The organism is Streptomyces aurantiaciflavus (assembly GCF_049808595.1).
GTDB lineage: Bacteria > Actinomycetota > Actinomycetes > Streptomycetales > Streptomycetaceae > Streptomyces.
On record NZ_JBNCAQ010000027.1, the window covers coordinates 1 to 11,924 of the forward strand.

General features: G+C 71.3%; 11 protein-coding genes and 1 pseudogene. 9 read left to right on the forward strand and 3 right to left on the reverse strand.

What is annotated here, in order from left to right:
• The 4 genes and pseudogenes from ACPT94_RS28560 to ACPT94_RS28575 form a co-directional block, all read left to right on the forward strand.
• On the forward strand, positions 1-963 hold a 963-nt coding region (locus tag ACPT94_RS28560), incomplete at its 5' end, for an alpha-glucosidase C-terminal domain-containing protein (protein WP_425247163.1).
• 28 nt (positions 964-991) lie between these two features.
• A pseudogene (locus ACPT94_RS28565) lies at positions 992-2,409 on the forward strand (maltokinase N-terminal cap-like domain-containing protein).
• Positions 2,410-2,412: 3 nt separating this feature from the next.
• Complete coding sequence (gene glgB / locus ACPT94_RS28570; RefSeq protein ID WP_425247164.1) at positions 2,413-4,617, forward strand: 1,4-alpha-glucan branching enzyme; 2,205 nt, start codon at positions 2,413-2,415, stop codon at positions 4,615-4,617.
• A 57-nt stretch (positions 4,618-4,674) separates the two neighbouring features.
• The gene (locus tag ACPT94_RS28575) at positions 4,675-5,763 is read left to right on the forward strand and encodes a glutamate--cysteine ligase 2 (RefSeq protein WP_360339073.1); all 1,089 of its coding nucleotides are present in this window, start codon (positions 4,675-4,677) and stop codon (positions 5,761-5,763) included.
• A gap of 56 nt (positions 5,764-5,819) precedes the next feature.
• Here the strand turns inward: ACPT94_RS28575 and ACPT94_RS28580 are convergent, their stop codons facing one another.
• A complete protein-coding gene (locus ACPT94_RS28580; RefSeq protein ID WP_425247165.1) occupies positions 5,820-6,053 on the reverse strand; it encodes a DUF6480 family protein in 234 nt (77 codons plus the stop codon).
• A gap of 151 nt (positions 6,054-6,204) precedes the next feature.
• Here ACPT94_RS28580 and ACPT94_RS28585 point away from each other — a divergent pair, with 151 nt between their 5' ends.
• Entirely contained in the window at positions 6,205-8,106 is a 1,902-nt protein-coding gene (locus ACPT94_RS28585; RefSeq protein WP_425247166.1) for an AMP-dependent synthetase/ligase, read from the forward strand.
• Between the two features lie 176 nt (positions 8,107-8,282).
• A complete protein-coding gene (locus tag ACPT94_RS28590) occupies positions 8,283-8,717 on the forward strand; it encodes an ATP-binding protein (protein ID WP_360339082.1) in 435 nt (144 codons plus the stop codon).
• 3 nt (positions 8,718-8,720) lie between these two features.
• Here ACPT94_RS28590 and ACPT94_RS28595 read toward each other — a convergent pair whose 3' ends face one another.
• Both ACPT94_RS28595 and ACPT94_RS28600 read right to left on the reverse strand, forming a co-directional pair.
• Positions 8,721-9,176 carry an ATP-binding protein gene (locus tag ACPT94_RS28595; protein ID WP_425247167.1) on the reverse strand — a complete coding sequence of 152 codons (456 nt, stop codon included), beginning with the start codon at positions 9,174-9,176 and terminating at the stop codon, positions 8,721-8,723.
• Between the two features lie 16 nt (positions 9,177-9,192).
• Positions 9,193-9,564, reverse strand: a complete 372-nt coding sequence (locus tag ACPT94_RS28600; RefSeq protein WP_360339088.1) for a PRC-barrel domain containing protein — start codon at positions 9,562-9,564, stop codon at positions 9,193-9,195.
• A 305-nt stretch (positions 9,565-9,869) separates the two neighbouring features.
• Here ACPT94_RS28600 and ACPT94_RS28605 point away from each other — a divergent pair, with 305 nt between their 5' ends.
• The 3 genes from ACPT94_RS28605 to ACPT94_RS28615 all read left to right on the forward strand — a co-directional run bounded on the left by ACPT94_RS28605 (position 9,870) and on the right by ACPT94_RS28615 (position 11,877).
• Positions 9,870-10,262, forward strand: a complete 393-nt coding sequence (locus ACPT94_RS28605) for an STAS domain-containing protein (RefSeq protein ID WP_360339091.1) — start codon at positions 9,870-9,872, stop codon at positions 10,260-10,262.
• 311 nt (positions 10,263-10,573) lie between these two features.
• Entirely contained in the window at positions 10,574-11,473 is a 900-nt protein-coding gene (locus tag ACPT94_RS28610; RefSeq protein ID WP_425247168.1) for an STAS domain-containing protein, read from the forward strand.
• The gene (locus ACPT94_RS28615) at positions 11,470-11,877 is read left to right on the forward strand and encodes an STAS domain-containing protein (RefSeq protein ID WP_425247169.1); all 408 of its coding nucleotides are present in this window, start codon (positions 11,470-11,472) and stop codon (positions 11,875-11,877) included. Before ACPT94_RS28610 ends, ACPT94_RS28615 begins: the two co-directional genes overlap by 4 nt.
• Positions 11,878-11,924: the final 47 nt, after the last annotated feature.

Here is an 11,924-nt window from a genome sequence, read left to right on the forward strand (position 1 = left end):
GCGGAGGCCAACCAGTGGCCGGAGGACGTCGTCGACTACTTCGGCGACTACGCCTCCGGCGGCGACGAATGCCACATGGCCTTCCACTTCCCGGTCATGCCCCGCATCTTCATGGCCGTCCGCCGGGAATCCCGCTATCCCGTCTCGGAAATCCTCGCCAAAACGCCCGCGATTCCGTCCGGTTGCCAGTGGGGCATCTTCCTTCGCAACCACGACGAGCTCACGCTCGAAATGGTCACCGACGAAGAACGCGACTACATGTACGCGGAATACGCGAAGGACCCGCGGATGCGCGCCAACATCGGCATCCGCCGCCGGCTCGCGCCCCTCCTCGACAACGACCGCAACCAGATCGAGCTGTTCACCGCACTCCTGCTGTCCCTCCCCGGCTCGCCGATCCTCTACTACGGCGACGAGATCGGCATGGGCGACAACATCTGGCTCGGCGACCGCGACGCCGTCCGCACCCCCATGCAGTGGACACCGGACCGCAACGCAGGTTTTTCCTCCTGCGACCCCGGCCGGCTCTACCTGCCGACCATCATGGACCCCGTCTACGGCTACCAGGTCACCAACGTCGAGGCGTCCATGGCCTCGCCCTCCTCGCTGCTGCACTGGACGCGGCGCATGATCGAGATCCGCAAGCAGAACCCCGCTTTCGGACTCGGCTCCTACACCGAGCTGTCCTCGTCCAACCCGGCCGTGCTCGCCTTCCTGCGCGAGGCCCCCTCGTCGCAGGACGGAGAGGACGATCTCGTCCTGTGCGTGCACAACTTCTCGCGCTTCGCCCAGCCCACCGAACTGGACCTGCGCCGCTTCGACGGCCGCCACCCGGTCGAGTTGTTCGGCGGGGTCCGCTTCCCCGCGATCGGCGAACTGCCGTACCTGCTCACCCTCGCAGGACACGGCTTCTACTGGTTCCGGCTCGCCCGAGCCGCATCCCGCGTCGGCCGGCGCCTGTGAGCGTGCGCCGAGGAAAGGACGCGTCACCATGCCGAAGACCGCATCTCTGAGCCCCGGCAGTGCCGTAGGCGTCCGCTCCGGCGGGACGCTCCGGGCGCTGCTGCGCGAGTGGCTGCCGCGGCAGCGCTGGTTCGCGGGCAAGGACCGGCCCCTCAACGACCTGCGTCTGCTGTCGATGACGGAGCTGTATCCGGGTTGTCTGCATCTGCTGGTGCACACCGGCCAGTCGGGCGTGCCCTCGCCGGGCGGCACTCCCCCGCCCGGTGACTGCTACCAACTGCTCCTCGGTCTCCAGGAGCATCTGTCGCCGCGTCTGGGCCGGGCCCTGATCGGCAGGGTGGAGGAGGGACCGCTGGCCGGTCTGGCGGTCCACGACGCGCTGCAGGACCCCCGGTCGGCGCACCTGCTGCTGGAGCGCATGCGGCATCCGGGCCCGCTCGGCCCGCTGTGCTTCGAGTCCGACCCGTCCGCGCGTGTGCCGGCCGGGCTGGCGCCACGTCTGCTGGAGGCCGAGCAGTCGAACACGTCGGTGGTGTACGGCGACGCCTTCATCCTGAAGGTGTTCCGGCGCATCCAGCCCGGGGTGAACCCCGATCTGGAGGTTCCGGTCGCGCTGGCCGGGCAGGGGTGCGGGCGGGTGCCGGCCCCGGTGGCCTGGTTCCGGACGACGCATCCCCAGGACGCGACGCTGGGTGTGCTGCAGCCGTTCCTGCCCGATGCCTCCGACGGCTGGGCGCTGGCGTTGGAGGCCCTCGCCCACGGCGACGACTTCATGCCGGAGGCCCACGCGCTGGGCGGTGCCACGGCGGAGGTGCACCTCGCGCTGGCCGCGGCCTTCCCGGTCGGTCCGCGCGGTGACACCGCGCGGACGGCGAAGGCGATGACCGACCGGCTGGAGGCCGCCGCGCAGGTGACAACGCGCGGACGGCGAAGGCGATGACCGACCGGCTGGAGGCCGCCGCGCACCATGTGGCGGGACTGCGCCCGTACGTCTCGGGCCTCACCACCGCCTTCGGCGCGCTCGCCACCTGCGATTCGGGCCCGCCGGCCCAGCGCATCCACGGCGACCTGCACCTCGGGCAGGTGCTGCGGGCCGGACGCGAGTGGTTCGTCATCGACTTCGAGGGCGAGCCGTCCCGGCCGCTGGCCGAGCGGCGCAGCACGCACTCCCCGGTCCGGGACATCGCCGGCATGCTGCGTTCCTTCGACTACGCCGCACGGCAGCGCCGGCCCTGGCGGCCGGAGTGGGCGCGCCGTTGCCGCGAGGCGTTCTGCGCCGGCTACGCGGCCCGGGCCGGCTGGGACCCCCGCAAGAAGCACGCCCTGCTGCGTGCCTACGAAACCGACCGTGCGGTGTACGAGGTGTTGTACGAGGCCCGGCACCGCCCCAACTGGCTACCCGTACCCATGGCGGCGATCGAGCGACTCGCCGTCCGAGGAGGCTGACCCATGGTTCTGCGCGACATTTCCCTGCCCGGGTCGGCCGGACCTCGCTCGCCCGTGGCAGCCGCGCTCGATCCCTCCGACCGCGGGCGCCTGCTGGCGGGCGCGCACCACGACCCGCACGCCCTGCTGGGCGCGCACCCGGTGCCGGGCGGGATCGTCTTCCGGGCGCTGCGCCCGTTCGCCCGCTCGGTGGCCGTCGTGGTGGACGGCGAACGCGTCCCGCTCGAGTCGGAGGGCGACGGCCTCTTCTCGGCCGTGCTGCCGCTCGACGCGGTTCCCGCGTACACGCTGCTGGTGGCGTACGACGACGATGAGCGGGAAGTGCACGACCCGTATCGTTTCCTGCCCGCTCTGGGCGATCTGGATCTGCATCTGATCCGGGAGGGACGGCACGAGCAGTTGTGGAAGGCGCTCGGTGCGCAGCCGATGACCCACCAGGGCGTGACCGGCACCCGCTTCGCGGTGTGGGCGCCGAACGCCCGAGGGGTGCGCCTCGCCGCGGACTTCACGTACTGGGACGGGACCGCCTTCCCGATGCGCTCCCTCGGCGCGTCGGGGGTGTGGGAGCTGTTCCTGCCCGGGATCGGCGAGGGCACGCGGTACAAGTTCGAGATCACCTCCCGCCACGGCCACCGCTTCCTCAAGGCCGACCCGATGGCGCGGCGCACGGAGGCCCCGCCGAACACCGCGTCGGTCGTGCACGCCTCGCACCACGAGTGGGGCGACGCGGAGTGGATGGCGCACCGGGGTGACGTGCCCGTCCACGAGGCGCCGTTCTCCGTGTACGAGGTCCATCTCCCGTCCTGGCGTCCGGGGCTGACGTATCGCCGGCTCGCCGAGGAGCTCCCGGCGTACGTCAAGGACCTGGGCTTCACGCATGTCGAGCTCATGCCGATCGCCGAGCACCCCTTCGGGGGTTCGTGGGGTTACCAGGTCACCGGGTTCTACGCGCCGACCGCCCGGCTCGGCACGCCCGACGACTTCAAGTACCTGGTGGACTCGCTGCACCGGGCCGGGATCGGCGTGATCATGGACTGGGTGCCCGCGCACTTCCCGAAGGACGACTGGGCGCTGGCGCGGTTCGACGGGGATCCGCTGTACGAACCCGGGAACTCCCAGCGGGCCGAGCACCCGGACTGGGGGACGTTCGAGTTCGACTTCGGCCGTACCGAGGTGCGCAACTTCCTGGTCGCCAACGCCACGTACTGGTGCGAGGAGTTCCACATCGACGGCCTGCGGGTCGACGCGGTCGCCTCGATGCTGTACCTCGACTACTCGCGGGAATCCGGGCAGTGGACGCCGAACGTGTACGGCGGCCGGGAGGACCTGGACGCGATGGCGTTCCTCCAGGAGATGAACGCGACGGTCTACCGGAGGAATCCGGGTGTGGTGACGATCGCGGAGGAGTCGACGGCCTGGGGCGGGGTGACCCGGCCGACCGACAGCGGCGGTCTGGGGTTCGGGCTGAAGTGGAACATGGGCTGGATGCACGACTCGCTGGAGTACATCGGCAAGGAGCCGGTGCATCGCAAGTACCACCACCACGAGATGACCTTCTCGATGATCTACGCCTACAGCGAGAACTACGTCCTGCCCATCTCCCACGACGAGGTCGTCCACGGCAAGCAGGCGCTGGTGTCGAAGATGCCGGGCGACTGGTGGCAGCGGCGTGCCAACCATCGCGCCTATCTCGGGTTCATGTGGGCCCACCCCGGCAAGCAACTCCTGTTCATGGGCCAGGAGTTCGCGCAGGGGGCCGAGTGGTCGGAGGCCCACGGCCCCGAGTGGTGGCTGCTCGACCCCGGCTATGGCGCCGAGGCCGACCACCGGGGCGTACAGGACCTGGTCCGCGACCTCAACAGCCTGTACCGCGCGACGCCGGCCCTGTGGCAGCGGGACACCGACCCCGGCGGCTTCCGCTGGGTGCTGTGCGACGCGGCCGACGACAACGTGCTGGCCTTCCTGAGGTACGACGCAGTCGGCACGCCCCTCCTGGCGGTCAGCAACTTCTCCCCCGTCGTCCGCCACGACTACCGCCTCGGCGTCCCCGAGGAGGTCCCCGTCTGGTGCGAGGCCCTCAACACCGACGCCGCCCGCTACGGCGGCGGCGACGTCGTCCATCTCGACGCGATCAAGCCGGAGAACGGGGAGATCACCCTCACGCTGCCGCCGCTCGCCACGGTCTGGTTGACGCCGTCGTCAGTGTGAAGAAGGCCCGACGGGGCAGTCGGGTGCGTACCACCTGCCAGAGAAAGGCTGCATGCCGTGCGCACCGTCGGAGTGGAGGAGGAACTCCTCCTGGTCGACCCGGAGACGGGAGAACCGCGAGCCCTGTCCGCCGCGGTTCTCGCCCGCGCCACGCGGGAGACGGCCGAACCGGACGTCTTCGAGAAGGAACTGCACAACCAGATGCTGGAGTTCGCCACGCATCCGCAGTCGGGCATGGACGAGCTCGCCGAGGAGATCGTCCGCATACGCGGGGAGGCGGCCCGGCACGCCGGGGAGATCGGCTGCACGGTGGCGGCCCTGGCCACCTCCCCGCTGCCGGTGCGCCCCTCCATCAGCATGAACCGGCGCTACCAGTGGATGGCGGAGCACTACGGCATCGCCACCCGCGAGCAACTGGTGTGCGGCTGCCATGTGCATGTGTCCGTCGAGTCCGACGAGGAGGGCGTCGCGGTCGTCGACCGGGTGCGGCCGTGGCTGTCGGTGCTGTCCGCGCTGAGCGCCAACTCGCCGTTCTGGCAGGGGAAGGAGACGGGGTACGACAGCTATCGCAGCCGGGTGTGGCAGCGCTGGCCCTCGGCCGGTCCGACCGAGCTGTTCGGGTCGGCGGAGCGTTACCACCAGCGGGTCGCGGACATGGTGGCCACGGGCACGATCCTCGACGAGGGCATGGTCTACTTCGACGCCCGGCTGTCCGCGCGCTATCCGACCGTGGAGATCCGGGTCGCGGACGTCTGTCTGCACGCGGAGACCGCCGTGCTCGTCGCCACGCTGGTGCGCGGACTCGTCGAGACCGCCGCGCGGGAGTGGAAGGCGGGCGAGGAGCCGGTGGACCACAGTGTGAGCCTGCTCAGGCTGGCCGACTGGCAGGCCGCCCGCTCGGGGCTGACCGGGGACCTGCTGCACCCGGCGACCATGCGGCCCGCGCCCGCCGAGACGGTGGTACGGGCGCTGCTGGACCACGTCGAGGACGCGCTGGCGGACAGCGGGGACCTGGAGCGGGCCCGCACGTCCTGCGCCGAGCTGCTGCGCAACGGCAACGGGGCGCGGATCCAGCGTGAGGTGTGGGAGCGTACGGGCAGCCTGCGCTCCGTCGTGACCGCCTGCGTCGAGCACACCCAGAGCTGATTCCCCCGTGGGCCCTCCTGCCGGGGCCCGTCCGCGGACCAGGGCCCGGACGATCTCTAGAGCAGGAGGACCAGGGCGTACGCCAGGAAGAAGGCCGCGATCAGCACGGCGAGGACGATGATCAGGGCGAGCGGGCCCTTGGCCCAGCCCTTGGTGGGATTGTGCGTCTCCCGGGGTCCGGCCTCGGGCATGCTGCTCTCCGCGGGCGGGGTCTCGCCCGGGGGAACACCGCCGCCCGGTTCCAGCCCGGTGCTGCGTTCCGGTTCGGGATCGGGGTTGATGTGGGTCATGCCCTCCGAGTCCCCCCGACCCGCCGAGATCATCAACGCGGATTACTTATCCGTTCGTGGCCACAACCGGTCTCACCTGGGCTACATTCGACCACCGTCGATAACAGTCCTCATCGGCGGAGTCACACCCCGTACATGTCAGGAGCAGCGCATGCGCCACGTCGCCCTCGCTCCCCCAGCCACTTCGCCCCTGACCGGTGGGCTCGCCGACAGCGTCTTCGAGGCGGCCGCCCGTACCCCTGCTCTCCCTGTGCTCGCCCGCCGTTCCGCGGGCTCCGACGGGTGGGAGGAGGTGACGGCCGCCGAGCTGCGCGACGAGGTGGTCGATCTGGCCAAGGGCCTGATCGCGTCGGGGATCTCGCCGGGGCACCGGGTGGCGATCATGGCCCGGACCCGTTACGAGTGGTCGGTCCTCAGCTACGCGCTCTGGGCGGTCGGCGCCGAGGTGGTACCGGTCTATCCGACGTCCTCGCGCGAGCAGGTCGAGTGGATCCTGCGGGACTCGGGCTGTGTGGGAGTCGTCGTCGAGGACGAGCAGAGCGTCATGACGGTGGGCTCGGTGTGCGCCGGCCTGACCGCGCTGCGCCATGTGTGGCAGTTGGACGCCGGCGCGCTCGAGGACCTCGCCCGGCACGGTGAGCCGATCCCGGTGACCACGGTGGACTCGCTGCGCCGCATCGTGCTGCCGGACTCCACCGCGGTGATCGCCTACACCTCCGGCACCTCGGGCCGCCCCCTGGGCTGTGCGCTGAGCCACCGAAGCCTGGCCGCTCCCTGCGACACCCTGCTGGCCGGCTGGGGGCACACGGCGGCGCCCCCGGGACAGCAGCCGTCCGTCCTCGCCTTCCTGCCGTTCTCCCATGTGTACGGTCTGATGATCCAGGGCCTGTGCATCCGCGGCGGCATCCTCATGGGCCATGAGCCCGAGCTGAGCGCGACCGCGCTCACGGAGGCCCTGCGCACCTTCCGGCCGACGTATCTGTACGCGGTGCCGTCGGTGTTCGAGAAGATCTACAAGAACTTCCTGCGGGCGGCGCAGGAGGCGGGCCGGGGCGCGGTGTTCGAGCGGGCGGCGGAGACGGCCCGTGACTTCGCGGCGGCCGTCGAACGGCAGCGGCTCGGCCGGGGCTCGGGGCCCGGTTTCGACCTGCGGCTCCAGCACGCCCTGTTCGAGCGCACGGTCTACCGCAGACTGCGCGCGGCGCTGGGCGGCCGGGTGCACCGCGCCACCTCGGGCGGCTCACCGCTCCACCGCGACCTGTCCCTCTTCTACGAGGGCATCGGCATCTACGTCCACGACGGCTACGGTCTGACGGAGACCAGCGGCGGGATCACCATGCAGCCGCTGGGCCGGGAGAAGTCGGGCACCGTCGGCCAGGCGCTGCCGGGCACGGAGATCCGGGTGGCGGACGACGGGGAGATCCTGGTGCGCGGCCCGTCGGTGTTCCAGGGCTACGTCAACGACGACGCCGCCACGCGGGCCGCGTTGCGGGGCGGCTGGCTGGCCACCGGGGACCTGGGGTCTCTGGACTCCGACGGCTTTCTCACGATCACCGGCCGCAAGAAGGACGTCATCATCACCAGCAGCGGCAAGAGCGTGGCGCCGATGGCCCTGGAGCAGCGGCTGCGCATGCATCCGCTGGTCCACCAGGCGGTGGTCGTGGGCGACAACCGGCCCTGTGTGGGCGCGCTGATCACCCTGGACCCGGACTTCCTGGCGCACTGGCGCGGAGGGCTGGCCATCCAGGGCGACACGCCGAGCCGGGAGGCGCGGGAGGAGAACGCGCTGCGGGACGAGATCGGGCGGGCGGTGGCCGCGGCCAACAGCTCCGTGTCCCGCTCGGAGTCCATCCGCTGCTTCCGGATCCTGCCCGAGCCGTTCGACCAGTCCAACGGGCTGCTGACCCCGTCGATGAAGCTGCGCCGCGACTCGATCGTCCGGCACTACGCGGCGGAGATCGACGCCATGTACCAGGCGCGGGCGCGTCTGCCCCGGCAGAGCGCCCATGAGGAGGTGCTGAGCTGGGACGACGCGGACGATGTGTTCCGTTGAGCGATACCGCCCGATCACTTTGCGCGACCGGGTGGCCGCCCGGCGTATCGCGTCCCTCCTGGCGTGTGCCGGACGCGTAGGCTGCGCGGCCCCGGGAACCCTGAAGAGTGGCGACGCGAGAGTAGCCGCACGAGAAAGGACGACGGCCCCGGCCGCGAGGGGGCCGCACTGACGACATGGCAACCGAGCCCCGTGGTAACGACTCACTGGCCTCCTGGGCGATCCCGAGCCGCACCGCCCGTTTCGCGGGCGAACCGCAGGACGTGACGGGTGCGCGCCTGGCCGCGGAGGAGTTCCTTCGCGACCTCTCACGGGCGTCCCCGCCCTCGGAGCCGGAGTACTGGCACGACATCGTGCTGATCGTCACGGAACTGGCCTCCAACGCGGTCCAGTACGCGCCGGGCCCGTTCACGCTGCACCTGCGCCCCACGTTCGACGGGGTGCACGTCACGCTGCACGACACCAATCCCACCCCGCCGGCTCCCCGTCCGTTCCGTCCCAACAGCGGGGGCGGCGGCATAGGCTGGCATCTGGTCCACACGTTGTGCAGTCAGGTCAGCGTCGTGCCGGACGCGGACGGCAAGGACGTGCACGTCTTCCTTCCGTGGTGAGCGTCATCCGTACGGGCCGTCGGCACTGCGCGCGGGTACGGCGGTCCGGACGGGTACGAACGCGCTGATCGTCTTGCCGCCCGACGCCCGTGTATCGATGGAGATGTCCCGGGCCAGCCGGATGATCAGCGGCCAGCCGTAGCCGTGGTGGCCCCCGGGAGGGGCGCCGGAGCCGTAGGCCGCGGAGGGGACGACGTCGCTGTGGTCGTGCACGGTCAGGCGGATCCCGTCGTGCAGCGGCACGGCCTCGAATCCGGCCAGGCCGCCGCCGTGCCGGATGGCGTTGGTGACCATCTCCGAGACGACCAGCAGGAGGTCGATGACGTCCTCCTCGCGCGCCGGTTGGAGCGAAGGGTTCCAGCGGGCGTCCACCATCGCGCGCGCGTACGCCCGTGCGGACGCGGCGGTCGTCACCGGGGCGACCGCCGGTCCCGAGGGCGCGAGTTCCTCTCCTCTCACGACTGGATCCGGCTGGTCAGGCCGTCGTGGTTCCGCGCGGGGTCAGCCGGTGGTAGTGCTCGCCGACGGCCGCGAGATACGCGGGGTCCCTGGTCTCGCTGTCGGTCCGGAAGCGGGGAGCCTCCTTGACCTCGTCCCCGGTGCAGGCCAGGGATATCCTGCGGCCCGCCTCGTCGACGGCCGTGACGACGCCGACCGGGACGACGGCGCTCCTGCCGAACAGCCAGACGCCCGTGTCGACGACCAGGTGCCGCATCCCGTGGTGACCTGCCTCACGTTCGACGTGCCCCAGGGTGCCGTCGGCCGCCACCACGCTGTACCCCGTCAGGTCCTGCCCGTCGACGTGCCCGCTGTCCGGCGCGTAGGACCAGATTCTGTCGATGGTCACGCTGCTCCCTTCTCACGTTCCACAGCACCAGATACCCTCCCGCCGCGGCCGCATTCGGGACGGGCGGGGCCGTTCCGGCCCGTTGCCCGAAGCGGCACGAGTTGTCCGAAACGGCATGAGGGAACGGGCTGCACTCCTCGGGTCGTGGTGCATGGGCGTCGGGTTCGTGGGTATCCGCTGGGCGCGGTGCGAGGGGGAGCGACACGGGGCGGGCCGGCCGGACGCCCGCCGTCGTCCGTGCTCGCGTCGCACCGCAGTCGCCCGCCGGGGTAGGAAGCCCGGACCGTCAGTCTTCGGAGGTACTCGTGTCCATCGCCCAGAACCCGCTGTCCGTGGAGGTCACCCTGCCCCGCGAGGACGTGGCCCTGGTCACGGTCGAGGGCCATCTGGATCTCGACACCGCGACCGAGTTCCAGGCCCATCTGGCGAACCAGCTCCATCACGGCCGGCAGCACTTCGTCCTGGACCTCTCGGCGGTGCCCTTCATGGACTCGTCCGGGATGAACATCATCCTGCGGGTGTACCAGGAGGCCCGGGACCTGCCGGGCAGCGTGCACGTCGTCAATCCGACACCCGCGGTGCGCCGGATCCTGGACCTCACCGGGGTCAGCCTCACGGTTCCGGTGTCCGAGAAGGTGGACGACGCCCTGACGCTGATCGACCGTCAGGAGGCGGCGCCGCAGGACCGGACCCGCTGACGGCCTGCGCCGCGCACGACGCGAATCCGCAGGTGTGCGGCCGACGACCGCCGGATAGTTGCCGTTTGACAACTGTACGCGCGAGGCAACAGAGTGAGCGGGGCGGTCGGACCGGAGGGACGGGTTCACCGAAGACGCGTTGCCCCTCCGGGCACTTGTCGCGGCGGTCGCCGCACGAGCGGGTTGCCGGGCCGGAGCGGGGTGTCGTTCGAGTGCACCGTAATCAGGGTGGTCGCCCGGCAAGGGTCACCCCGCCCTCCCGTCATCCGCGTCGGGAGCGCGGTGGCAGGACGCAGACGAGGAGTGAAGCAGTGCCGGAGCACGAAGCGGCCGCATCGTACGGAACACCGACGGACGAGGTCGGGGCCTTCCTGAGCCGCCGCCGCGAGCAGATCGCCCAACGCTGGGCCGACGAACCCCTCTTCCGCACCGTGTTCACCGTCTCCCGCGACGAGGCGGTGGAAGCGGGCCGGAGCGTGGTCGACGCTCTCGCCCAAGTCGCCGGCTCCGGCCGGGTGGAGGACTCCGACAGCGCCGGATTCACCGTGGTACGTGAGCAGTTGGCGCGCATGACCGCCGCCCGCTCCCGTTCCGGAATGAGCACCGCGCAGGTGTCCGGCGAGGTGGACGCTCTGCGGACGCCCGTCGTGAAGCTGCTCGTCGCCGACCTGCCGGACGCGCCGCCGGAGCATCTCCTGGAGTGCGCCACGACGTTGACCGTGCTCATGGGCACGCTGCGGCTGGTGGTCATGGAGACCGCGCTGACGGAGGTTCAGGCCCTCATCGACCGGCAGCAGATGCAACTTCTGGAGGTCGCCACGCCCGTCATCCGGCTCTGGGACGGCATCGTCGCCGTTCCGCTCATCGGCACGCTCGACAGCGCCCGCAGCCAGGTGGTGATGGAGACGCTGCTGCAGGCGGTCGTCGACCAGCAGGCCCGGTACGCGATCCTGGACATCACCGGTGTGCCGACGGTCGACTCGCTGGTCGCGCAGCACCTGATGAAGACGGTCGCCGCCGTGCGGCTGATGGGCGCGGAGTGTGTGGTCTCGGGCATCCGGCCCGCGATCGCCCAGACCATCGTGCACCTCGGCCTGGACCTGGGCACCGTGATCACCCGGTCCGGCCTCGCCGACGCCCTGGCGTACGCCCTGCACGGGCTGGGCGCCGGCATCGTGCAGGCGACGCCCGGCGGTGCGGATCAGCGGTGAACGACGACTACTCCCGCACCGGCGCGGCACCCGTGCCGGTCCTCAGGCTGGGCGACGTCCTGCTGGTCACGCTGCAGGGGGATCTGCACGACGGCACGGCGGAGCAGCTCCAGCAGGACATCGTGGAGGCCATCGCCCGCAGCCGGGTGACCGGCGTCGTCATCGACATCTCGGGGGTGGAGATCGTCGACTCCTTCCTCGGGCGCGTCCTGGCCGAGATCGCGGCCAACGCCCGGCTGCTCGCCGCGCAGACCGTCGTGTCCGGCATGCGGCCGGCGGTCGCGATCACACTGGTGGAGCTGGGGCTGTCGCTGCCGGGGCTGCGGACCGCGCTGAACACCGAGGCGGCCCTGGAACTCCTCGGACGGCCGGACGCGGCGGACCCGCGCCGGGAGCCGCGGTGAGCGGGACGGCCGCGGGCGTCGAGGCCCGCCTGCCGATCCGCTCCGAC